This window comes from Streptomyces sp. NPDC026515, from assembly GCF_055567595.1.
In genome coordinates this window covers 139,585-160,524 of the sequence record NZ_JBVHQD010000012.1, presented here as the reverse complement: position 1 = coordinate 160,524, position 20,940 = coordinate 139,585, and the positions used below count along the sequence as shown (strand labels likewise).

The window sequence follows — 20,940 nt, the reverse complement described above, 5'->3', positions numbered from 1 at the left end:
CGGCGAAGTCGCCAGTCTTTACGAGTCAACTAACTCGCCAGTAACGTCTTTCGTGTGGTGATACCGGTGAATCCCCCACCTCTTGACCGCACTTCGCCACCGCAGACCACCGACGCGGTGCCGTGCCCGGCATCGGCGCTCCCCGAGGGCGTACGCGCCCGGGTGCGACGGGTCGTATACGAGGACCAGCGCGCCGTGGCCGAACTCGTGCCGCGCCTCACCCAACGGCAGACGGCGGGACTCGACCCGTTGCCGGCCGAACCGGCCGAACTCGCCCCGCGGTTGCTCCATGGGCTGCGCCGGGAGATCCGCGCGCTGCCCGACGACACCCGTCGGCTACTGCTCCTGGCCGCGGCCGACCAGTACCCGGTCGCCACCCACGCCTTCCTGCGCGCGGTCACGGCCGGCCGGCTCGACACCCGTCCGCTGGAGGCCGCCGAGACCGCCGGAGTCGCCCACGCCGGTGCCGGCGGGGTGTTCTTCCGGGACGCCTGGACCCGGATCGCCGCCTACGGGACCGCCTCGCCCGCCGACCCGCGCGCGGCCCACCAGCTCCTCGCCCGGGTGCTGGGCGGCAAGGGCGAGACGACCCGCCGCTCCTGGCACCGGGGCGCCGCCGCGCTCGGCCCCAGCGCCCGGCTCGCGGCGGAGCTCCGGGTCGCCGCCGACCGGGCGCGCGCCGAGGGCAGACCCGCGCTCGCCCGGGCCCTCGCCGAACGCGCCGCCGACCTCTGCCCGGACCCGGTGGCGGAGGCCCGGCTGCTCGCCCGGGCCGCCGCCGACGCCTGGCGCTGCGGAGAGCCCGACCGGGCGAGACGGCTCGCCGCCCGTACCGCCGACTCCGCCCTCGACGGGGTCCTCGCCCTCCGGGCCGGCAACGCGGCGGAGGCCTTCGACGCCCTGCTCACCGCCGCCGGCGGGCAGGAACGTTCCGCCGACTCCGCCGACTCCGCCGTACTCCTCGCCCTCGCCACCGAGGCCGCCGTCTACACCGGCGACCTCAGACGCTGCCGGGAGGCCCATGACCTCGCCAGGTGGCTGGGCGTCTCCCCGCCGGGCATCCTCGCCGCACTCGCCGCCGCCGTGGAGGGCCGCTACGACGACGCCCGGATCCTCCTCACGGGCACCGCGGGCCGCTGCGGGCCGGGCGGTGACCCCAGCCTGCTGATCCACTCCGGCATGGCCGCGCTGATGCTCGGCGACCACACCCGCGCCGCCACCGCCACCCTCCGGGCGGCCGCCTCGGCCCGTGCCCTCGGTACCCCGGCGACGGCCGCACAGGCCATGGAGTTCCGGGCCTACGCCGACTTCTGGAGCGGCCGCAACCGGGCCGCCGAGGCCGCCGTCCAGGAGGCCCTGGGCCAGGCCCACGCCACCGGGCGGGACAACGGTGCCTGTCACCTCCGGGCCGCCCTCGCCATGTTCGCCGCCGTCCGCGGCGACGAGGAGGCCTGCCGCGAGCGCTCCGCCGCCGTGCGCGCGCACGCCCTGGCACACGGGCTCGGTCTGCCCGCCGCCCTCGCGCAGTGGGCGCTCGCCTTCCTCGACCTGGCGGCCGGCCGCTTCCCCGCTGCCGCCGCCCGGCTGCGCGCCCTCGCCGGATTCGGCCCCGGACACGGCCACCGGGCCATCCGGCACCTGGCCACCCCGCACTACGTCGAGGCCGCGGTCCGTACCGGAGACACCAGGGTCGCCCGTGCCGCACACGCCGACTACCACCGTTGGGCGACCGCCGTCCGCAGCGCCGACGACCTCGCGCTGAGCGCCCGCTGCCGGGCGCTGCTCGCCCCTGGCGCCGAGACCGTCCAGCACTACCGTGCCGCACTCGACCTGCACGCCCGGGGCATCCGTGACTTCGAACGTGCCCGTACCGAGCTGCTGTTCGCCGGGGCGCTGCGCCGGCTGCGGCAGCGCCCCGAGGCCCGGGACCGGCTGCACAGCGCGCTGGCCGCCTTCGAGTCCTTCGGCGCCACCCATTGCGCGGCCCAGGCCCGTGCGGAGCTCCGGGCGCTGGGAACGGCGTCGACACCGTCCGGCGCCGGTTCTCCGGACCCGGCCGCCGTCCTGACCGCCCAGCAGCTGACGGTCGCCCGGATGGCCGCCGAGGGGGCCACCAACCGGGAGATAGCCGACCGGCTCAACCTGAGTCCGCGCACCATCGACCACCACCTGCGCGGAGTCTTCGCCCGGCTGGACATCCGCTCGCGCATCGAACTGGTACGGCTGCTCGGCGAGCCGGCCTAGGGCCGTCGGCCGGGTGCGGCTGCGCGGCCCGTCACGCGTACTAGCGCGCTTCCCGTTGCCGGAACGCCTCCGCGTCCCAGTTGCCGTCCAGCCGCGCCGACAGCCAGCCCGGCGCCGCCGCACGGAAGTCGGCGGGCGTCAGCGCCCCGGCCCCGGCGGGCAGCGCACCGAGCAGCGGTGCCCCGGCCACCTCCGGAAGATCGGCGACGTTGCAACGCGACGCCAGATCCGGGGACCCGGGCCAGCTGCCGATCACCACACCCAGCAACTCCAGCTCACGTGCCCGCAGTTCACGTGCCGTCAGCTCAGTGGTGTTGAGGGTGCCGAGCCCGGCCGACGCCACCACCAGCACCGGCGCGTTCAGCAGCCGTGCCGCGTCCGCCAGCGTGCCGCCCGCCGCGTCGAACCGTACGAGCAGCCCGCCCGCCCCCTCGACCAGCACCAGTTCGTGCTCGGTGGCCAGCTTGGCGGCGGCCTCCGCCACCTCGTGCGGACGCACCGGAGCCGTCCCGGCCCGCCGGGCCGCCGTCCCGGGCGCCAACGGCTCCGGAAAACGGGCGAGTTCGGCCGTCGTCACCGGGCCGGCGAGCCGCCCGACCTCGTCGGCGTCCCCGCGCTCGTCCGGTCGTACCCCGGTCTGCGCGGCCTTCAGGACTGCGACCGTGCGGCCCGCCGTGAGCGCCGCGGCGGCGACGGCGGCCGTGGTGACCGTCTTGCCGACCTCGGTGCCCGTCCCGGTGATGATCAGGATCGGCATGTTCATCCCTCCCGCGCGGCGGCGCACACCGCGCGCGCGATCCGTGCCACGTCCGCGTCGCCGGTGACGTACGGGGGCATCGTGTAGACCAGATCGCGGAACGGCCGCAGCCAGACGCCCTCGCGTACGGCGGCCGCCGTGGCGGCCTTCATGTCCACCTCGTGGTCCAGCTGGACCACCCCGATGGCGCCGAGGACCCGGACGTCCCGCACGCCGGGGATCTCCCGGGCCGGCGCCAGCCCGTCCCGCAGGCCCGCCTCGATCCGCTTGACCTCCGCCCGCCAGTCCTGGGCCAGCAGCAGCCCGAGCGAGGCGCAGGCCACGGCGGCGGCCAGCGGATTGCCCATGAACGTCGGGCCGTGGGCCAGCACCGGCACCTCGCCCCGCGAGATGCCCTGGGCCACCCGGGGCGTGCACAGGGTCGCCGCCATCGTCAGGTAGCCGCCGGTCAGTGCCTTGCCCACGCACATCACATCGGGCGTGACGGCCGCGTGGTCCGCCGCGAACAGCGCGCCCGTACGGCCGAAACCGGTCGCGATCTCGTCGAACACCAGCAGCACGTCGTGCGCGTCGCAGGCTTCGCGCAGCACCCGCAGATAACCGGGGGAGTGGAACCGCATCCCGCCCGCGCCCTGCACCACCGGCTCCACGATCACCGCGGCCAGTTCGTGCGCGTGCCGCTCGATCAGCGACCGCAGACGGTCGGCGTACGACTCGTCGTACTCGGCCGGAGGCGCGTCCGCGAAGACCTGGAGGGGCAGCATCCCGGACCACAGCTCGTGCATCCCGCCCTCGGGGTCGCACACCGACATCGGCTGCCAGGTGTCGCCGTGGTAGCCGCCCCGCCAGGTCAGCAGGCGCTGTTTCGCGGGGCGGCCGAGAGAGCGCCAGTACTGCAGGCACATCTTGACCGCGACCTCGACCGACACGGAGCCGGAGTCGGCGAGGAAGACATGCTCCAGTCCGTTCGGCGACATGTCGACAAGGAGCTTCGCCAGGCGTACCGCGGGCTCGTGGGTGAGCCCGCCGAACATCACGTGGCTCATCCGGCCGAGCTGGCCGCGCGCGGCCTCGTTGAGCACCGGGTGGTTGTAGCCGTGGATCGCCGACCACCAGGACGACATGCCGTCGACCAACTCGCCCGAGCCGTCCGCGAGCCGCAGCCGGACCCCGCTCGCCGACTCCACGACGAGCGGTTCGGCCCGGCCCGGCATCGGTCCGTACGGATGCCAGACGTGCCGCCGGTCCAGCTCCAGCAGCTCGGGGACGCTCAGGTCAGGCATTGGGCGCGAGATCCGTTCCGGCGCCCCGGCGGCGGACGGCGACGAGGTCGGTGCGCGGCTCGTTGGCCTGCGCGGTGTCCTCGTGGGAGCCGCAGACGCCCGATCCGCACCCGGCCTCGGCATGCGACCCGCACCCGGCCTCCGCGTGCGACCCGCAGCCGCCGGCCGCGACCTGCGAGCGGTGCTGCGGCAGCGTCACCTCGTCGGCGCCCTCGACCACGAACCCGGCGTCCGCGATCATCTCCAGATCGGCCTGGCCGGCCTGGCCCTCGGTGGTGAGGTAGTCGCCGAGGAAGATCGAGTTCGCGAGGTGCAGCGCGAGCGGCTGCATGGTGCGCAGGTGGACCTCGCGGCCGCCCGCGATACGGACCTCGACGTCCGGGCAGACGAACCGCACCATCGCCAGGATCCGCAGACAGCGCTGCGGGGTCAGGTTCCACTCCTTGGCCAGCGGGGTGCCCTCGACCGGGATCAGGAAGTTGACCGGCACCGAGTCGGGGTCCAGCTCGCGGAGCGAGAAGACCACGTCGACCAGGTCCTCGTCGCTCTCGCCCATACCGGCGATGAGACCGGAGCAGGCCGACAGACCTGCCGCGTGCGCCTTGTTGACGGTGTCCACCCGATCGGCGTACGTGTGCGTGGTCGTGATGTCCCCGTACGTCCCCTCGGACGTGTTGAGGTTGTGGTTGTAGGCGTCCGCGCCCGCCTCGCGCAGCCGCTCGGCCTGGCCGTCGGAGAGCAGACCGAGACAGGCGCACACCTCGACGCCCTCGTTCTGCTCCTTGATCGCCTTGATGGTGCCGGCCACCCGGTCGACGTCCCGGTCGGTCGGGCCGCGCCCGCTCGCCACCAGGCAGACCCGCTTGGCGCCCCCGGCCAGACCGGCGGCGGCCGCCTTGGAGGCCTCGTCGGGTTTCAGCCAGCTGTACTTGAGGATCCCGGTCGAGGAGCCGAGGCGCTGCGAGCAGTAGGAGCAGTCCTCCGGGCACAGGCCCGACTTGAGGTTGACCAGGTAGTTGAGTTTCACGCGCCGGCCGAACCACTGCCGGCGCACCTTGCCGGCCGCGGCCACCACGTCGAGCACGTCGTCGTCGGAGGTCGCCAGCACGGCGAGCGCTTCCTCGCGGGTCGGCAGCTCGCGCCGAAGCCCCTTGTCCACCAGCGTGTTCAGCAGGTCCATGAAAGCCGATCCTGTACTACGGGGCCGCTCCTGGCCAAGGAGAGTTTGCACAACCCTGTCAGTTCGACGTGTGGGTATTGCCACACAGTGGGTGGCTGGTCGTCCCGCTAGGGTCTGTCCACTGCCTACAAATTCACCGGAGGAGCCATGGCGTTCGGCTGGATCGAGGAACAGGCGGAACTCCGCCGCCGCGCCGGACTGGTACGGACCCTGCGCCCCCGCCCCGCCGACTCGCCGCTGCTGGATCTGGCGAGCAACGACTACCTGGGCCTCGCCCACCACCCCGAGGTGACCGAGGGCGCGGCCGGGGCGGCCCGGACCTGGGGCGGCGGCTCCACCGGCTCCCGGCTGGTGACCGGCACCACCGAGCTGCACACCGAGCTGGAGCGCGAGCTGGCCGAATTCTGCGGGTTCGAGGCGGCCCTGGTCTTCTCCTCCGGCTACGCCGCCAACCTCGCCGCCGTCACCACCCTCGGTCCGCACGGCTCCCTGATCGTCTCCGACGCCCTCAACCATGCCTCGCTGATCGACGGCTGCCGGCTGGCCCGGGGCACCACCCAGGTCGTCGGGCACGCCGCCCCGGACGCCGTGCGCAAGGCGCTCGGGACGCACGAGGGGCCCGCGGTCGTCGTCTGCGACACGGTGTTCTCGGTGGACGGCGACGCGGCACCGCTGGCCGGCCTGGCCGAAGCGTGCCGGGAGCACGGCGCCGGTCTGCTCGTGGACGACGCGCACGGGCTCGGGGTGCTCGGGGACGGCGGCCGGGGCGCGCCGCACGCGGCCGGGCTCTCCGGCGCCGACGACGTGGTGGTCACCGTGACCCTGTCCAAGTCACTGGGCAGCCAGGGCGGGGCCGTGCTCGGCCCGGCCCGGGTGATCGACCATCTGGTGAACGCGGCCCGGACCTTCATCTTCGACACCGGCCTGGCCCCCGCGGCGGCGGGAGCGGCCCTGGCGGCGCTGCGGCTGCTGCGCCGCGAGCCCGAACGCGCGGAGCGGGCCCGTGCGGTGGCCGCCGAACTGCACGCACGGCTGATCGCCGCGGGTCTGGAAGCGGTGCGTCCGGACGCCGCGGTGGTCTCCGTGCGGGCCCCGTCCCCGGAGGGGGCCGTGCGGTGGGCGGCCGACTGCCGTACGGCAGGCCTGGCCGTGGGCTGCTTCCGTCCGCCGTCCGTGCCGGACGGCATCTCACGGCTCAGGCTGACCGCCCGGGCAGACCTCTCCGGGGCCGAGATCGAACGCGCTGTACAGGTGATCGGTCAGACACGGCCATGAGTCGGCGTGACACGGTCGGATCCTGACCGAATACGGATATGGACTCGGTTACGGACTGATCAGCAGGTGAGCGTCGACACGAAACCCGCCCAGCTCTCGGGGGAGAAGAGCAGCGCGGGTCCGGCCGGATCCTTGGAGTCGCGCACGGCGAGCAGTCCGGCCAGCCGGCCGGAGCGCGGCCGTGCCGTCTCCACGCAGTTGTTCGCTCCGGTGCTGTAGCTGCTGCGCAGCCACCGCAATCCGTGCAGATCAGCACTTGAAGGTACGTTCCGAGGCAGTGCAGTCATGGTGCCTCCTTACGCGCCGTCACCTATCCCGGCGATGTAATCCAGCGAATCCTCGGGCGAAAGGGCGTGGATCTGAAGGGTGTTGAAGGCCTCCGCGTAGGTCTGGAGGTCTTCTTTCCGTTCGAGGTAGAGGCTACTCGTCAACTGGTCGAGAACAACTACGTCCAGATCAGAAGTGCTCGGAAATGAGAAGATTACGAAAGGCCCGGTGATGCCGATATGGGCTCCGGCCGAGAACGGCAGCACCTGGAGCCGTACCTGGGGCAACCGGGCCGCCTCCAGCAGCCGCTCCAGCTGCCGCGCCATCACGCCCGGGCCGCCGACCTCCCGGCGCAGCACCGCCTCGTCAAGGACCGCGCTCAGCTCCAGCGGCGGATGGTTGCGCAGCACGTCCTGCCTGGCCAGCCGCACTTTCACCAGGGCGTCCAGCGCCTCGTCGTCGAGCCCGTCGACGGCCGCCCGGGTCACGGCACGCGCGTACTCGGGGGTCTGCAGCAGCCCCGGTACGACCGAGGTCTCCAGCGTGCGCATCGCACGCGCCTGCGACTCCAGGCTGATGAAATCGCGGTAGGTGGGCGGCAGTACGCCACGATAGGCGTGCCACCAGTGGTGTCGCCCAGCGGTGTCCTCCGCCCCCGCCAACACCAGCAGCAACTCGCGCAGTTGCCCCTCGACCACGCCGTACGCGTCGAGGAGTGACCGCACATCGGCCGGTTTCACACCGCTGGCGCCGGTCTCGATCCGGCTCACTTTCGACTGATGCCAGCCCACCAGACGGGCGGCCTCACCGCTCGTGAGCCCGGCGCCGGTGCGCAGAGTGCGCAGTTCGGAGCCCAGTTTCCGACGGCGCACCGCGGGACCGTTCTGCATGGGCTACTCCTTACTCCTTCCGGGCCGCCCAAATACACTCTGGGGTCGCAGAGTTCACCGCATCGAGCGACAGATATATGCATATCTTGGTGGATCGCTCCCCCGGCCACCCTGGTAATGGCAGTCTGGCGAAGAAGCACCAGTCCGGGACCGTACTCGAACCATCCGCACCGTGTGTCGGACTCCGGTCCCGTGGGAAAGGGACGACGTCGCCATGGCAGACCACCTGGAAGCATCCATCACTCTGCCGAGCGATCCCGCCTCGGTCTCCACGGCCCGCTCCTACGCGCTGGGCACCCTCGCCGAATGGGGGCTGCCACCGGAGACGGAGACCGCGGACACCATCCGCCTCATCGTCTCCGAACTCGCCACCAACGCGGTGCAGCACACCTTCGGCCAGTCGCCCACCTTCACGGTGGACCTCGTCCTCGACCGTGACGAACAGCTGCGCATCGGCGTCACGGACAGCCATCCGCGCTTCCCCAAGAGACTCCCGGCCGCGGTGCAGCAGGACAATGGGCGCGGCATGGTCATCATCCGCTGGCTCACCGCGGAGTGCGGCGGCAAGCTCCGGGTGCGCCCCACCCGGGAGGGCGGCAAGACCGTCTTCATCGAACTGCCCTGGGCGGTCCGGGCCGGCACGGTCACCGCAGCCGGCCGGCAGGAACCGTAGCCCCGAGTTCCCGCCGGCCTGCTGAGGGGTGCCGCTGTGCGGGTCAGCTGACCCGGCCGTACCAGACGCTCCGCGTCCAGATCTTCTGGAGCTTCACCACGTCCCCGGTCTTCGGGGCGTGCCAGATCCGTCCCTTCCCGGCATAGATGCCGACGTGGTAGACGCTGGAACCCGAGTGGAAGAAGACCAGGTCACCGGCCTTGCGTTTGCCGGCCGAGATGTGACGGGTCCTGTTGTACTGCTGGGCCGCCGTTCGCGGGAGCTTCTTGCCCGCCTTCTTGAACGAGTACAGCGTGAGCCCTGAGCAGTCGAACCGGTTCGGTCCGGTGGCACCCCACCTGTAGGGCGCGCCCTTCTTCGAGGCCGCGACCTGAAGTGCCTTCGTCCCCATCGTGGCGGCCGAGGCGTCGGAGGCGACACCGGGGATCACGATGGAGCCGCCCACGGCGGCGATGGTGAGCGCCGAGGCCGTGCCGGCCCGCGCCATCAGCGACGGGACACGATTGAGCGCAGTCATGCGCAACCCTTCGTCAGCCGCCTGTGAAGGATGACCTGTCGGATTCGGGCTGGCGAAGTTGCCCGGCCGCGTTGCCACGGCTTCACCCCAAGGGCTGCGCGGTCCGGTCGTGGTGCGACCGTGCCGGCGACCCGTCGTGCTCGGGTCCTCCACTCCTGCCGATCCACTTCCGTCGACCGGTCATCCGGGCGGCGGCAGGACTCGGCGTCCGCACGGATCGCCCCGCCGCGGTGGCGGGGGCTTGTCGTCAGACAGGGATCCTCACTCACGCGTGTCCGAAAATCCCAACGGAATCGGGGATTTGTGGGGTTACTCACCACCCACCCGTTCGGGTGGACAGGGTTGTGTTCGATTAGTCGTCAACTGCCCTGCGTAGCCCCGGACCTGCACCGGAACCCCTCGCGGGCCCCTTCGTGCGCGCATCTTGAGCGGCCCCCGCCGTCAGGTAAAACCACGCCACACTCCGCCGAACGGCCGTAACCCCACTGGGTCGTTTCAACTCCGGTCCCATCGACCGGTGGACGCCTCGCCCCGGACGTCGGCGGGCGTCACCGTACGCAGTCGGGCGGGAGTGCGACGCGCGCGGTCCGGCGCTCGCCGTCGAGCACCCGCAACGCCCGTGCCAGCGTGTCGCCGTGCAGTTCCGTCTCGCCCCGCCGGTGCATCAGCGCGAGGGCGTCGCGCAGCTCGGCCGCCGCGCGCACCAGCGCCTGCGCGGCGCGCAGCCCACGATAGGTGTCCTCGTTCTGCGCCGGGTTGATCCGGCCCAGCAGGTCGACCACGTCCAGGTAACGGTCGACCAACTCGCCCTCGGCGCGGGTCAGCGCGGGCAGCGGCGGCAGCTCCGGTGGCAGCATCGGGCACTCACCCCGCGTCCGGCAGGTCGAGGGTGCTCCTGCGGCTTTGCACGATCCGGTCCACCAGCCCGTACGCCAGCGCCGCCCGCGCGTCCAGCACCAGGTCCCGCTCCAGGTCCTGGTGGACCTGGGCCGCCGTCCGCCCGGTGTGCCGGACGAGCATCTCCTCGAGCAGCCCGCGGGTCCTGTCCAACTCCGCCGCCCGGATGACCAGATCACTCGGCTGGCCCTGTACCGGCTCCGGCAGCGACGGCTGCTGGAGCACGACCCGCGCACCCGGCAGCACGGAGCGCTTGCCCGGGGTGCCCGCCGCGAGCAGCACCGCGGCCGACGCCCCGGCCTGCCCGAGGCAGATCGTCTCCACGTCGCAGGTGACGTACCGGACCGTGTCGTAGATCGCGGCCATCGCGCTGAACGAGCCGCCCGGAGAGTTGATGTACAGCGAGATGTCCCGCTCCGGCGCCGCGTGCTCCAGGTACATGAACTGGGCCGCCACATCGTTGGCCGAGGTCTCGTCGACGGGCGTGCCGAGGAAGACGATCCGTTCCTCCAGCAGCTTCGAGTACGGATCCAGGGTGCGCTGCCCGGCGCCGGTGCGTTCGGTGAACTCGGGCAGGACGTAGCGGGCGGACGGTCGGGTCATGACGTACCCCTCCTCGCGGCTGAGCTGACTCAGTGGCCGAACTCTCAGTAAGAAACGTACAGGACGTACAGAACCCTGGAGGGGTGTCGTGCGGCGATTCCGCTGTCGCCGAACAAGATGTGATGTCCGGGGTGCCCCGTAAGCTGGGGGCATGGCCTACGAGATTCCGGTGACGCAAGCCAGGGCTGAGCTCGCCGACCTGATCAACCGAGTGGTGTACGGCGGTGAGCGCGTCGTCGTGACCCGGCACGGCAAGCCGCTGGTCGCCCTCGTCTCCGCAGCCGACCTCGAACGCCTCGAAGAGCTGTCGGAAGCCGCCGAGGACCAGGTGGTGAGCGCGGTCTCCACGGTCCGCGAGAGCGCCGCCGTACGCCCGGAGCGCGGCCGCTTCGGCATCACGGCCGAACACCGGGGCGTCGCGGGCTCCTGAGCGCCTGTCACGACATCGGCCCTTCTCCGGAGCCCGCGGAGGAGGGCCGACGCACGTGCCCGGGGCGGTGACCGGGGCGGTGCCGGCCGTGCCCGTCGGCGCGGTGTTCACCCGGACGGCCCCCAGGGCGGCGACGAGAGGTGACAGGACTCGTTCGGCGGCGCCGGTGGCGTGCGCCGTGGGCCGGGCCGCACCTCCATGCGCCGGTCATCAGACGATCAAGGTCCGGTTAACGTCGTCGAAACTCCGGCAAACTAGCCTGCCGATCCACGCCACCAGGGGTTTTCGTATCCGGATCGGGTCCGCCCGATCTGTCGCGGTGGCTGCGGCAACCGGACCCCGCACGGTCCGGAGCGAGGACTGTGAGGTGGGACGTGCAACTGACCCCGCACGAGCAAGAGAGGCTGCTGATCCACGTGGCGGCCGACGTGGCCGAGAAGCGCCGGGCCCGCGGACTGCGGCTGAACCACCCGGAGGCGACCGCCCTCATCACGTCGCACATCCTCGAAGGCGCCCGTGACGGCCGCACCGTCGCGGAACTCATGGCATCCGGGCGCAAGCTCCTCACCAGGGACGACGTCATGGAAGGCATCCCCGAGATGATCCACGACGTGCAGGTCGAGGCGACCTTCCCGGACGGCACGAAGCTCGTCACCGTCCACGACCCGATCGTCTGAGGGGCCACCGATGATCCCCGGAGAGTTCCTCTTCGCCGACGGGCCCATCGTGTACAACGAGGGCCGCGACGTCACCCGGATGACCGTCCTCAACGCCGCCGACCGGCCCGTCCAGGTCGGCTCCCACTACCACTTCGCCGAGGCCAACCCCGGACTGGAGTTCGACCGGGACGCCGCGCGCGGACGGCGGCTGAACGTCGCCGCCGGCACCGCCGTCCGCTTCGAGCCGGGCATTCCCGTCGACGTCGAACTCGTCCCGCTCACCGGGGCCCGGGTCGTCCCCGGGCTGCGCGGGGAGACCGGAGGTGCCCTCGATGCCTGAGATCTCCCGCGCTGCCTACGCCGACCTGTTCGGACCGACGGCCGGCGACCGGATCCGGCTCGCCGACACCGACCTGATCGTGGAGATCGAGGAGGACCGCTCGGGCGGCCCCGGGCGCGCCGGGGACGAGGCCGTCTTCGGCGGCGGCAAGGTCATCCGCGAATCCATGGGCCAGTCGCGCGCCACGCGCGCGGAGGGCACCCCCGACACGATCGTCACCGGCGCGGTGATCATCGACCACTGGGGCGTCGTGAAGGCCGACGTCGGGATCCGCGACGGCCGGATCACCGGCATCGGCAAGGCGGGCAACCCCGACACCATGGACGGGGTCCACCCGGAGCTGGTGATCGGGCCCGAGACCGAGGTCATCGCCGGCAACGGGCGGATCCTGACCGCCGGCGGCGTCGACGCGCACGTCCACTTCATCTGCCCGCAGATCGCCGACGAGGCACTGGCGGCGGGGATCACCACACTGGTCGGCGGCGGTACGGGACCGGCCGAGGGCTCCAAGGCCACCACCGTGACCCCGGGCCCGTGGCACCTCGCCCGGATGCTGGAGGCGATGGAGCAGTACCCGCTCAACATCGGCCTGCTCGGCAAGGGCAACACCGTCTCGCACGAGGCGATGGTCTCCCAGATCCGGGGCGGTGCACTGGGACTGAAACTGCACGAGGACTGGGGCTCCACCCCCGCGGTCATCGACGCGGCCCTCACCGTCGCCGACCGCACCGGCATCCAGGTGGCCATCCACACGGACACGCTGAACGAGGCGGGGTTCGTCGGTGACACCCTCGCGGCGATCGGCGGGCGCGGGATCCACGCGTACCACACCGAGGGCGCCGGGGGCGGGCACGCGCCGGACATCATGACGGTCGTCTCCGAGCCGCACGTGCTGCCGAGTTCGACGAACCCGACCCGGCCCTACACCGTGAACACCGCCGAGGAACACCTCGACATGCTGATGGTGTGCCACCACCTGAACCCGGCGGTCCCGGAGGACCTGGCCTTCGCCGAGTCCCGGATCAGGCCGTCGACCATCGGGGCCGAGGACGTCCTGCACGACCTGGGCGCGATCTCCATCATCTCCTCCGACGCACAGGCCATGGGGCGGGTGGGCGAGGTGATACTGCGGACCTGGCAGACCGCCCACGTGATGAAGCGGCGGCGCGGCGCGCTGCCGGGCGACGGACGCGCCGACAACCACCGGGTACGGCGCTATGTCGCCAAGTACACGATCAACCCGGCCCTCGCCCAGGGGCTCGCCCGCGAGATCGGGTCCGTCGAGAGCGGCAAGCTCGCCGACCTCGTGCTGTGGGAGCCCGCGTTCTTCGGGGTCAAGCCGCATCTCGTGCTCAAGGGCGGCCAGATCGCCTATGCGCAGATGGGCGACGCCAACGCGTCGATCCCCACTCCCCAGCCGATCCTGCCGCGCCCCATGTTCGGGGCGATCGGGCGGGCACCGGCGGCCAACTCCTTCAACTTCGTCGCTCCGCTCGCCGTCGAGGACGGGCTGCCGGAGCGGTTGCAGCTCGGGAAGCGGTTCGTCGCCATCGAGTCCACCCGTGGGGTGACCAAGGCGGACATGCGGGAGAACGACGCGCGTCCCAGGGTGCGGGTCGACCCCGACAGCTTCGCCGTGTACATCGACGGGGAGCTGGTCGAGGCGGCACCGGCCGCCGAACTGCCCATGGCCCAGCGCTACTTCCTGTTCTGAGAGCCGGTGTCTGTGATGTCTCGGGCAGCGTTGCTGGTCCTGGCCGACGGCCGCTTTCCCGCCGGAGGGCATGCGCACTCCGGCGGGGCGGAGGCGGCCGTCAAGGCCGGCCGGATCACCGGGGCGGCGAGTCTGGAGGAGTTCTGCCGGGGGCGCCTGCACACGGCGGGACTGGTGGCGGGCGCGCTCGCCGGGGCCGCCGTACTCGGCTTCGACGTAAGGGAGTTGGACGCGGCGGCGGACGCACGGACGCCGTCGCCCGCGCTCAGGAACACGGCTCGAAGGCTCGGGCGGCAGCTGTTGCGGACCGCTCGAGCCGCCTGGCCGGCCGTCGAACTGGATTCCCTGGCACGGGAGTTCCCCAAGGGAGCCCATCAGCCGGTGGTGCTGGGGGTGGTGGCCAGGGCCGCGGGGCTCGCGGCCGAGGACGCGGCCTACTGCTCCGCGTACGAGTGCGTGAGCGGGCCGGCCACGGCGGTGGTGCGGTTGCTGAGTCTGGACCCCTTCGAGGCGACGGGGGTGCTGGCCCGGCTGGCCCCCGAGGTGGACCGGGTGGTGGACCGGGCGGCGGAGGCGGCGCGCAGCGCGGCCGCGGGCGGCGGGGTGGACGAGCTGCCCGCGGGCTCCGCCCCGTTGCTGGAGATCGGCGCGCAGTGGCATGCGGGGTGGGCGGTGCGGTTGTTCGCGTCGTAGAGCCGCAGGTCGAAGGACAGGCCGTCGCAGGGCCACGTATTCACAGGGAGTCGCACATGCATCTCGACCACGATCACCACCACGGCCCCGCCGCCGTCAGCGCCGACGCCCGCCGTCCGGACGGATCACGGCGTGCCCTGCGCATCGGCCTCGGCGGCCCCGTCGGGTCCGGCAAGACCGCCACCGTCGCCGCCCTCTGCAGGGCCCTGCGCGACGAGCTGTCCCTCGCCGTCGTCACCAACGACATCTACACGCGTGAGGACGCCGAGTTCCTGCTGCGGGAGGCCGTGCTGCCGCCCGAACGGATCACCGCCGTCGAGACGGGAGCCTGTCCGCACACCGCGATCCGGGACGACATCTCGGCCAACCTCGAAGCCGTGGAGGACCTGGAGGACGAGGTCGGACCACTGGACCTGATCCTCGTCGAGTCGGGCGGCGACAACCTCACGGCCACCTTCTCCAAGGGGCTCGTGGACGCGCAGATCTTCGTGATCGACGTGGCCGGGGGCGACGACATCCCGCGCAAGGGCGGCCCCGGTGTCACCACGGCCGACCTGCTCATCGTCAACAAGACCGACCTGGCGCCCTACGTGGGGTCGGACCTCGCGCGGATGGCCGCCGACGCGAAGGCACAGCGCGCCGAACTGCCTGTCGTCCTGCAGTCGTTGCGCGGCGAGACCGGGGTCGCGGACGTGGCCGCGTGGGTGCGGGAGCGGCTGCGCGCGTGGACGGCATGACCGTCACGGGGGTGCGCGCCGGCGCGCGTGTCGTCGCCCGGGGCGACGGCAGGGGCGGCACCTCGCTTCCCGTCCTGGAGGGAAGGGGGCCGCTCGCCCTGCGACGGACCCGGGGAAGCGGAGCCGAGGCCCACGTGATGGTCGTCGGGGCGATGAGCGGGCCGCTCGGCGGGGACCGGTTCGCGATCGAGGCCCGGGTGGAGGACGGGGCCCGGCTCCGGGTGGGCTCGGCCGCGGCGACCATCGCGCTGCCGGGGCAGCGCAAGGGCGAGGCCCGCTACGACGTTCGTCTCGATGTCGCCGACGGCGGCGAACTGCACTGGCTGCCCGAGCAGTTGATCTCCGCCAACGGAAGTGACCTGCACGTCTCCACCCGCGTCGAGGTCGGACCTGCCGGGCGCCTGGTGCTGCGGGAGGAGCAGGTGCTCGGGCGGGTGAGGGAGGATCCGGGGCGCCTCACCAGCCGGCTCACGGTCCGCGTCGCCGGCCGGGCGCTCCTCGACCAGGAGCTGGCCTGCGGGCCCGGGGCGCCCGGTGGCTGGGACGGCCCCGCCGTGCTGGCGGGGCATCGCGCGGTGGGCCAACTTGTCGTCGTAAGGCCAGAGTTCGCGCGGGAGCCGGTGGCGGCGCGGATGCTGGGGGAGTGCGCGGCGCTCACTCCGCTGGCCGGCCCCGCCGTGCTCGTGAGCGCGGTGGCGGGCGATGCGCTGCTGCTCAGGCGGGTCCTGGACGAGGCGTTGGGCCACCTCGGTGGCTGATCCGCTCAGCGGGACGTGATCGTCCGGTTATCGGATTGGTAAAGACGGCTCTCACACCCTGTTCTCAGGAGGTTCACAGCCGGAAGGATCCCCCCTGACCATTCGTAACCACGTACGGGGAGGGGCCCACTTGAGGGACAACTTCAGATCGAGGAGCCGGGTACTCGCGTTCGGCACGGCTGGAGCGCTCGTCACCGCGAGCCTGATCACCGGTGCGCTCGCGGCCCCCGCGTCCGGCGCCGAGGCCCGGCACGGCCAGGACCGCGAACAGCGGGGCGCGGCCGTCGCCGCCGCCCATGCCGCCAAGGCCGGGATCGACTGGGCCGACTGCCCCGCCGACTGGGCCCTGACCAAGCCCGTCCAGTGCGGCTGGGTCAGTGTGCCGCTCGACTACGCGAAGCCCTACGGCAAGCAGCTCAAGCTCGCCGTCGACCGAATAGGCAGCACGGGGACGAAGGCGGAGCGCCAGGGCGCGCTCGTCTACAACCCCGGGGGCCCTGGCGGTTCGGGAATGCGCTTCCCGCTGCGGGTCACCACCAAGAACCCGCTGTGGGTCAACACCTCGAAGGCGTACGACTTCGTGGGCTTCGACCCGCGCGGCGTCGGTCACTCGGCACCCATCTCCTGCGAGGACCCGCAGGAGTTCGTGAAGGCGCCCAAGGCCGACCCGGTACCGGACACCGAGGCGGACAAGACCGCGCAGCGCAAGCTGGCCGAGGAGTACGCGAAGGGCTGTGCCGAGCGCACCGGCCGGGCGATGCTCCAGCAGATGACCACCGCCAACACCGCCCGTGACCTGGACGTCATCCGGGCCGCGCTCGGCGAGAAGAAGCTCAACTACCTCGGTGTCTCCTACGGCACCTACCTCGGCGCCGTGTACGGGACGCTGTTCCCGGGGCACGTGCGCCGGATGATCGTCGACAGCGTCGTCGGCCCGTCGCGGGAGAACATCTGGTACCAGGCCAACCTGGGCCAGGACGTCGCCTTCGAGGGCCGCTGGAAGGACTGGGAGGACTGGGTCGCCGCCCACGACTCCGCCTTTCACCTGGGGACCACTCGCGCGGCCGTCCAGGCCAAGTGGCTCCAGCTGCGCGCCACCGCCAAGAAGAACCCGATCGGCGGGGTCGTCGGACCCAACGAGCTGATCGGCTTCTTCCAGAGCGCGCCGTACTACGACTCCTCCTGGGTGCCGGTCGCCACGGTGTTCTCCAAGTACGTCGCCGGTGACACCCAGGCACTGGTCGACGCGGCCGCCCCGGACCTCTCCGACACCGCGGGCAACATCTCGGCGGAGAACGGCAACGCCGTCTACACCGCCGTCGAGTGCACCGACGCGCAGTGGCCCACCAGTTGGCGGAAGTGGGACCGCGACAACACCGAGCTCAACAAGCAGTACCCCTTCATGACCTGGGCCAACGCCTGGCTCAACCTCCCCTGCGCCACCTGGCCGGTCAAGCAGCGGACCCCGGTGCACGTCACCACCCACAAGGGCCTGCCGCCGGTGCTGATCGTGCAGTCCACCCGGGACGCCGCCACTCCCTACCCGGGCGCCGTCGACCTGCACAAGCGCTTCAGGGGCTCCCGCCTCATCACCGAGCAGGGGGCCGGCTCGCACGGTGTGACCGGCCTGGTCAACCCGTGCATCAACAGCCGTGTCGACAGCTACCTGCTCACCGGCAGGCTGGACCGCGCGGACGTCACCTGCGCGCCGCACGCCACACCGCAGCCGTAACCCGTCCGCGGCGGTGCCGAGGGGCGGCGGGAACACTCCCGCCGCCCCTTCGCCGTACGAGGTCAACTCAACGGCGCCCGTGGGAACTTGCGCTCCTTGGCGCCCTTCGCCGCGGCCCCTCCGGCCTTGACCACCGCCGCGTACTCGTCGACGTACTCCTGCTCGGAGAGGGTCAGGACGGCGTACATGATCTCGTCGGTGATCGCGCGCAGGACGGCCTTCTCGTTCTCCATCCCGGCGTAGCGGGAGAATTCGAGGGGCTTGCCGAAACGGATCACCACGGGGTGGATGTTCGGGATGACCTTGCCGGGCGGCTGCGCCTCGAAGGTGCCGATCATCGCGCAGGGGATCACCGGGACACCGGCCCGCAGCGCCATCACGGCCACGCCGACCTTGCCCTTGTAGAGCCGGCCGTCGTGCGAGCGGGTGCCCTCCGGGTAGATGCCGAGCAGTTCGCCCCGGCCCAGCACCCCGAGTCCCTCCCGGATCGCGGCCTGGCCGGCCTCCTTGCCGGAGCGGTCCACCGGGATCTGCCCGGCGCTGCGGAAGAAGAACGCGGTCAGCCGGCCCCGCACGCCCGGCCCCGTGAAGTACTCGGCCTTGGCGAGGAAGGTGATCCGCCGCTTGAGGACCGCCGGCATCAGGAAGTGGTCGGCGAAGGAGAGATGGTTGCCCGCGACGATGGCCGGCCCCGACGCGGGGACATGTTCCAGACCTTCGATCCGGGGCCGGAACACCAGCCGCAGCAGGGGCCCGAGTAGCACGTACTTGAGCAGGTAGTAGAACATGGTTCGCCCTTCGCTCCAACAGGTCGTACCCAAGCCGAAGTCTGCCGGGCCCGGTATGAATAGCACAGTCGTCGGGTGGTGCCGGTCCCGTGACCGGTCGGGTGACGTGTCCGTCCCGGCCCCGGTTCGGGCCGCGCGTAGGATGATCCCGATGCGTCCCACCGAGCAGCCCGCCCCGCTCCCGCCGCACCGGCGGTGGCGAGCGCTGCTCGTGCTGGGCCTCCTGGCCGGGCTGCTCGCCATGCACGCGCTGGCACCCGGCGGCGGCATGGGGCCCGGTCGCGACCACCGCGGTCATGAGCGGGTCATGGAGACAGCCGCGACGGCCACCGCCTGTGACGGCTGCTCCGGGGACGACGGCGGTCACACACACCACGCGGACGCGACCTGCGCCTCGGGCGCGGTGAACGGCGGACCGACGCTGCCGGCGCCGGTCCCGGACCCGGCGCCCTGCCCCACGGTCACCCGTTCGGCCGACTCCCGCCCGGTCACGCCGCCGGACGGCGCCCGCGCACCCCCTGATCTGGCCGAACTCCAGCTGCTGCGGATCTAGAGGCACCCGAGCCGGCCGTGCGCGCACCGCGCCGCGGTCGTGTTCCCGCGTGCCCTTTCCCACCCACCGCAGGAGTTCGAGCATGACCACCACCCGTACCCGTTCCCGCGCCGTGTTCAGCGTGCTGACCGCGCTCGCCGCCCTCGCCCTCACCGCGTGCGGCGGCGACGGCCCCGCTCACCGCGACGCGGCGGCGCACGGCGGAGCCGCCGACGGCGCGCACAACGCGCAGGACGTGACCTTCGCGCAGCGCATGATCCCCCATCACCGGCAGGCCCTGGAGATGGCGGAACTCGCTGCCGGCCGGGCCTCCTCGGCGCGGGTCAAGGACCTCGCCGTCCGGATCGAGAAGGCCCAGGATCCGGAGATCAGGATCATGTCCGGCTGGCTGAAGGCCTGGGGCGAGGACGTGCCCATGGCCGGCATGGACCACAGCGGTCACGCCGGCACGACCGGAATGATGGACGACGCGGACATGACCGCGCTGAAGAGGGCCGAAGGGAGGGACTTCGACACGAAGTTCCTGACCATGATGGCCGAACACCACCGGGGCGCCGTCCGGATGGCCGCCACCGAGCGGTCCGCCGGCGCGTACGGACCGGCCACCGCTCTGGCCGGTGCCGTCGTCACCGGCCAGAACGCCGAGATCAAGGAGATGAACCACCTCCTCGGCAAGGGCTGACCAGGAGGGGTGCGGCCGCGCCCGACGGCGCGGCCGCACCGGCTCAGGCCGCCAGTACCTTCTCCAACGCCCCCAGCGCCGAGCGCAGTTCCTCCGCGGTGACGGTGAGCGGCGGGGCCAGCCGGATCGTCGAGCCGTGCGTGTCCTTGACGAGGACGCCCTCGCGCATCAGGCGTTCGCTGATCTCGCGCCCGGTGCCGATCGCCGGGTCCACGTCGACGCCCGCCCACAGTCCGCGGGAGCGGAACCCGACCACGCCCCGGCCGGTCAGCTCCGTCAGACCCTCCCGCAGCACCACGCCCAGCTCGGCCGCGCGGCGCTGGAACTCGCCGCCCTCCAGCAGCTCGACCACGGCCGTGCCGACCGCGGCGGCGAGCGGGTTGCCGCCGAACGTCGAGCCGTGCTCGCCCGGCCGCAGCACACTCATCACCTCGCGCCGGGCCACCACCGCCGACACCGGCACGATCCCGCCGCCCAGCGCCTTGCCGAGCAGTACGACGTCCGGGACGACGCCCTCGTGGTCGACGGCGAGGGTACGGCCGGTGCGGCCGAGGCCGGACTGGATCTCGTCGGCCACGAACAGGCAGCCCGCCCGCCGGGTCAGTTCGCGGACCCCGGCCAGATAGCCGTCGTCGGGGATCACGACCCCCGCCTCGCCCTGGATCGGCTCGATCAGCACGGCGGCCGTCGTCTCGTCGACCGCCGCCTCCAGCGCGGCCAGGTCGTTGTACGGCACGATCCGGAAGCCCGGCGTGAACGGGCCGAAGCCCGCGCGGGCGGTCTCGTCGGTGGAGAAGCTGACGATCGTCGTCGTACGGCCGTGGAAGTTGTCCGCCGCCACGACGATCGTGGCCCGGTCGGCCGGGACGCCCTTCACGTCGTAGGCCCACTTGCGGGCCACCTTGATGCCGCTCTCCACCGCCTCGGCGCCGGTGTTCATCGGCAGCACCATGTCCATGCCGGTCAGCGCGGCCAGCCGCTCCGCGAACCCGGCGAGCCGGTCGTTGTGGAAGGCCCGGGAGGTGAGGGTCAGGCGGTCCAGCTGGCGGTGGGCGGCCTCGATCAGAGCCGGGTGGCGGTGGCCGAAGTTGAGCGCCGAGTAGCCGGCCAGCATGTCGAGGTAGCGGCGCCCCTCGACGTCCTCCACCCAGGCGCCCTCGGCGCGGGCGACGACCACGGGCAGCGGGTGGTAGTTGTGCGCGAGGACCGGCTCCTCGGCCTCGATCAGCTCGGCGGAGGTACGGGTGTGCGCGGGTGCGGTCATCGAT

Annotated in this window: 23 protein-coding genes; 13 read left to right on the top strand and 10 right to left on the bottom strand. The window is 72.3% G+C overall.

Annotated features, from left to right (window positions below; translation table 11 throughout):
* The first annotated feature begins 54 nt into the window (after positions 1-54).
* On the top strand, positions 55-2,244 hold the full coding sequence (locus ACZ4O3_RS25700; RefSeq protein WP_467724437.1) for a helix-turn-helix transcriptional regulator: 2,190 nt from the start codon (positions 55-57) through the stop codon (positions 2,242-2,244).
* Positions 2,245-2,284: 40 nt separating this feature from the next.
* Here the strand turns inward: ACZ4O3_RS25700 and bioD are convergent, their stop codons facing one another.
* Genes bioD through bioB form a run of 3 tightly spaced genes read right to left on the bottom strand, consistent with a single transcriptional unit; the run spans position 2,285 to position 5,464 of the window.
* Positions 2,285-3,001, bottom strand: coding sequence for a dethiobiotin synthase (gene bioD, locus ACZ4O3_RS25695; protein WP_467724436.1), 717 nt, complete (start codon positions 2,999-3,001; stop codon positions 2,285-2,287).
* A gap of 2 nt (positions 3,002-3,003) precedes the next feature.
* Positions 3,004-4,284 (bottom strand): adenosylmethionine--8-amino-7-oxononanoate transaminase, encoded by a 1,281-nt coding sequence (locus ACZ4O3_RS25690; RefSeq protein WP_467724434.1) that lies wholly within the window; start codon positions 4,282-4,284, stop codon positions 3,004-3,006.
* Complete coding sequence (gene bioB / locus ACZ4O3_RS25685) at positions 4,277-5,464, bottom strand: biotin synthase BioB (RefSeq protein WP_467724432.1); 1,188 nt, start codon at positions 5,462-5,464, stop codon at positions 4,277-4,279. The genes ACZ4O3_RS25690 and bioB overlap by 8 nt, the downstream gene beginning before the upstream one ends.
* Positions 5,465-5,611: 147 nt before the next feature.
* On the opposite strand from bioB, the gene ACZ4O3_RS25680 reads away from it, so the two are divergent.
* The gene (locus ACZ4O3_RS25680) at positions 5,612-6,739 is read left to right on the top strand and encodes an 8-amino-7-oxononanoate synthase (protein ID WP_467724430.1); all 1,128 of its coding nucleotides are present in this window, start codon (positions 5,612-5,614) and stop codon (positions 6,737-6,739) included.
* A 59-nt stretch (positions 6,740-6,798) separates the two neighbouring features.
* On the opposite strand, the gene ACZ4O3_RS25675 is transcribed toward ACZ4O3_RS25680, so the two are convergent.
* Positions 6,799-7,026: a DUF397 domain-containing protein gene (locus ACZ4O3_RS25675; protein ID WP_362723070.1), complete on the bottom strand. Its 228-nt coding sequence runs from the start codon at positions 7,024-7,026 to the stop codon at positions 6,799-6,801.
* A 9-nt stretch (positions 7,027-7,035) separates the two neighbouring features.
* A complete protein-coding gene (locus ACZ4O3_RS25670) occupies positions 7,036-7,896 on the bottom strand; it encodes a helix-turn-helix domain-containing protein (RefSeq protein ID WP_362723068.1) in 861 nt (286 codons plus the stop codon).
* A gap of 214 nt (positions 7,897-8,110) precedes the next feature.
* On the opposite strand from ACZ4O3_RS25670, the gene ACZ4O3_RS25665 reads away from it, so the two are divergent.
* Positions 8,111-8,569, top strand: a complete 459-nt coding sequence (locus ACZ4O3_RS25665) for an ATP-binding protein (RefSeq protein WP_362723066.1) — start codon at positions 8,111-8,113, stop codon at positions 8,567-8,569.
* A 43-nt stretch (positions 8,570-8,612) separates the two neighbouring features.
* Here ACZ4O3_RS25665 and ACZ4O3_RS25660 read toward each other — a convergent pair whose 3' ends face one another.
* The 3 genes from ACZ4O3_RS25660 to ACZ4O3_RS25650 form a co-directional block, all read right to left on the bottom strand.
* Positions 8,613-9,086 (bottom strand): C40 family peptidase, encoded by a 474-nt coding sequence (locus ACZ4O3_RS25660; RefSeq protein WP_362723063.1) that lies wholly within the window; start codon positions 9,084-9,086, stop codon positions 8,613-8,615.
* A gap of 548 nt (positions 9,087-9,634) precedes the next feature.
* Positions 9,635-9,943 carry a hypothetical protein gene (locus ACZ4O3_RS25655; RefSeq protein WP_384997628.1) on the bottom strand — a complete coding sequence of 103 codons (309 nt, stop codon included), beginning with the start codon at positions 9,941-9,943 and terminating at the stop codon, positions 9,635-9,637.
* Positions 9,944-9,950: 7 nt separating this feature from the next.
* The gene (locus ACZ4O3_RS25650) at positions 9,951-10,586 is read right to left on the bottom strand and encodes an ATP-dependent Clp protease proteolytic subunit (protein WP_362723058.1); all 636 of its coding nucleotides are present in this window, start codon (positions 10,584-10,586) and stop codon (positions 9,951-9,953) included.
* A 151-nt stretch (positions 10,587-10,737) separates the two neighbouring features.
* Here ACZ4O3_RS25650 and ACZ4O3_RS25645 point away from each other — a divergent pair, with 151 nt between their 5' ends.
* The 8 genes from ACZ4O3_RS25645 to ACZ4O3_RS25610 all read left to right on the top strand — a co-directional run bounded on the left by ACZ4O3_RS25645 (position 10,738) and on the right by ACZ4O3_RS25610 (position 17,649).
* The gene (locus ACZ4O3_RS25645; RefSeq protein ID WP_362723055.1) at positions 10,738-11,016 is read left to right on the top strand and encodes a type II toxin-antitoxin system Phd/YefM family antitoxin; all 279 of its coding nucleotides are present in this window, start codon (positions 10,738-10,740) and stop codon (positions 11,014-11,016) included.
* 374 nt (positions 11,017-11,390) lie between these two features.
* Positions 11,391-11,693, top strand: a complete 303-nt coding sequence (locus ACZ4O3_RS25640; protein ID WP_362723052.1) for an urease subunit gamma — start codon at positions 11,391-11,393, stop codon at positions 11,691-11,693.
* 10 nt (positions 11,694-11,703) lie between these two features.
* Positions 11,704-12,015: an urease subunit beta gene (locus ACZ4O3_RS25635; RefSeq protein ID WP_362723049.1), complete on the top strand. Its 312-nt coding sequence runs from the start codon at positions 11,704-11,706 to the stop codon at positions 12,013-12,015.
* Positions 12,008-13,729 (top strand): urease subunit alpha, encoded by a 1,722-nt coding sequence (locus tag ACZ4O3_RS25630; protein WP_362723046.1) that lies wholly within the window; start codon positions 12,008-12,010, stop codon positions 13,727-13,729. The genes ACZ4O3_RS25635 and ACZ4O3_RS25630 overlap by 8 nt, the downstream gene beginning before the upstream one ends.
* Before the next feature lie 15 nt (positions 13,730-13,744).
* A complete protein-coding gene (locus ACZ4O3_RS25625; RefSeq protein WP_467724427.1) occupies positions 13,745-14,422 on the top strand; it encodes an urease accessory protein UreF in 678 nt (225 codons plus the stop codon).
* A 56-nt stretch (positions 14,423-14,478) separates the two neighbouring features.
* On the top strand, positions 14,479-15,159 hold the full coding sequence (gene ureG, locus ACZ4O3_RS25620) for an urease accessory protein UreG (protein ID WP_362733223.1): 681 nt from the start codon (positions 14,479-14,481) through the stop codon (positions 15,157-15,159).
* Complete coding sequence (locus ACZ4O3_RS25615) at positions 15,156-15,917, top strand: urease accessory protein UreD (RefSeq protein ID WP_467724545.1); 762 nt, start codon at positions 15,156-15,158, stop codon at positions 15,915-15,917. Before ureG ends, ACZ4O3_RS25615 begins: the two co-directional genes overlap by 4 nt.
* A 130-nt stretch (positions 15,918-16,047) precedes the next feature.
* A complete protein-coding gene (locus ACZ4O3_RS25610; RefSeq protein ID WP_467724425.1) occupies positions 16,048-17,649 on the top strand; it encodes an alpha/beta hydrolase in 1,602 nt (533 codons plus the stop codon).
* A 62-nt stretch (positions 17,650-17,711) separates the two neighbouring features.
* Here the strand turns inward: ACZ4O3_RS25610 and ACZ4O3_RS25605 are convergent, their stop codons facing one another.
* Positions 17,712-18,437, bottom strand: a complete 726-nt coding sequence (locus ACZ4O3_RS25605; RefSeq protein ID WP_362730677.1) for a lysophospholipid acyltransferase family protein — start codon at positions 18,435-18,437, stop codon at positions 17,712-17,714.
* Positions 18,438-18,588: 151 nt separating this feature from the next.
* On the opposite strand from ACZ4O3_RS25605, the gene ACZ4O3_RS25600 reads away from it, so the two are divergent.
* Positions 18,589-18,990 carry a DUF6153 family protein gene (locus ACZ4O3_RS25600; protein WP_467724423.1) on the top strand — a complete coding sequence of 134 codons (402 nt, stop codon included), beginning with the start codon at positions 18,589-18,591 and terminating at the stop codon, positions 18,988-18,990.
* A gap of 82 nt (positions 18,991-19,072) precedes the next feature.
* Positions 19,073-19,672: a DUF305 domain-containing protein gene (locus tag ACZ4O3_RS25595; protein ID WP_467724422.1), complete on the top strand. Its 600-nt coding sequence runs from the start codon at positions 19,073-19,075 to the stop codon at positions 19,670-19,672.
* Positions 19,673-19,715: 43 nt separating this feature from the next.
* Here the strand turns inward: ACZ4O3_RS25595 and rocD are convergent, their stop codons facing one another.
* The gene (gene rocD, locus ACZ4O3_RS25590; RefSeq protein ID WP_467724421.1) at positions 19,716-20,936 is read right to left on the bottom strand and encodes an ornithine--oxo-acid transaminase; all 1,221 of its coding nucleotides are present in this window, start codon (positions 20,934-20,936) and stop codon (positions 19,716-19,718) included.
* Positions 20,937-20,940 lie beyond the last annotated feature (4 nt).

Bases quoted from the DNA above. Each gene is read 5' to 3' on its own strand.
- bioD (WP_467724436.1), bottom strand. From the start codon at position 3,001: ATGCCGATCCTGATCATCACCGGGACGGGCACCGAGGTCGGCAAGACG.
- ACZ4O3_RS25690 (WP_467724434.1), bottom strand. From the start codon at position 4,284: ATGCCTGACCTGAGCGTCCCCGAGCTGCTGGAGCTGGACCGGCGGCAC.
- bioB (WP_467724432.1), bottom strand. From the start codon at position 5,464: ATGGACCTGCTGAACACGCTGGTGGACAAGGGGCTTCGGCGCGAGCTG.
- ACZ4O3_RS25680 (WP_467724430.1), top strand. From the start codon at position 5,612: ATGGCGTTCGGCTGGATCGAGGAACAGGCGGAACTCCGCCGCCGCGCC.
- ACZ4O3_RS25675 (WP_362723070.1), bottom strand. From the start codon at position 7,026: ATGACTGCACTGCCTCGGAACGTACCTTCAAGTGCTGATCTGCACGGA.
- ACZ4O3_RS25670 (WP_362723068.1), bottom strand. From the start codon at position 7,896: ATGCAGAACGGTCCCGCGGTGCGCCGTCGGAAACTGGGCTCCGAACTG.
- ACZ4O3_RS25665 (WP_362723066.1), top strand. From the start codon at position 8,111: ATGGCAGACCACCTGGAAGCATCCATCACTCTGCCGAGCGATCCCGCC.
- ACZ4O3_RS25660 (WP_362723063.1), bottom strand. From the start codon at position 9,086: ATGACTGCGCTCAATCGTGTCCCGTCGCTGATGGCGCGGGCCGGCACG.
- ACZ4O3_RS25655 (WP_384997628.1), bottom strand. From the start codon at position 9,943: ATGCTGCCACCGGAGCTGCCGCCGCTGCCCGCGCTGACCCGCGCCGAG.
- ACZ4O3_RS25650 (WP_362723058.1), bottom strand. From the start codon at position 10,586: ATGACCCGACCGTCCGCCCGCTACGTCCTGCCCGAGTTCACCGAACGC.
- ACZ4O3_RS25645 (WP_362723055.1), top strand. From the start codon at position 10,738: ATGGCCTACGAGATTCCGGTGACGCAAGCCAGGGCTGAGCTCGCCGAC.
- ACZ4O3_RS25635 (WP_362723049.1), top strand. From the start codon at position 11,704: ATGATCCCCGGAGAGTTCCTCTTCGCCGACGGGCCCATCGTGTACAAC.
- ACZ4O3_RS25630 (WP_362723046.1), top strand. From the start codon at position 12,008: ATGCCTGAGATCTCCCGCGCTGCCTACGCCGACCTGTTCGGACCGACG.
- ACZ4O3_RS25625 (WP_467724427.1), top strand. From the start codon at position 13,745: ATGTCTCGGGCAGCGTTGCTGGTCCTGGCCGACGGCCGCTTTCCCGCC.
- ureG (WP_362733223.1), top strand. From the start codon at position 14,479: ATGCATCTCGACCACGATCACCACCACGGCCCCGCCGCCGTCAGCGCC.
- ACZ4O3_RS25615 (WP_467724545.1), top strand. From the start codon at position 15,156: ATGACCGTCACGGGGGTGCGCGCCGGCGCGCGTGTCGTCGCCCGGGGC.
- ACZ4O3_RS25605 (WP_362730677.1), bottom strand. From the start codon at position 18,437: ATGTTCTACTACCTGCTCAAGTACGTGCTACTCGGGCCCCTGCTGCGG.
- ACZ4O3_RS25600 (WP_467724423.1), top strand. From the start codon at position 18,589: ATGCGTCCCACCGAGCAGCCCGCCCCGCTCCCGCCGCACCGGCGGTGG.
- ACZ4O3_RS25595 (WP_467724422.1), top strand. From the start codon at position 19,073: ATGACCACCACCCGTACCCGTTCCCGCGCCGTGTTCAGCGTGCTGACC.
- rocD (WP_467724421.1), bottom strand. From the start codon at position 20,936: ATGACCGCACCCGCGCACACCCGTACCTCCGCCGAGCTGATCGAGGCC.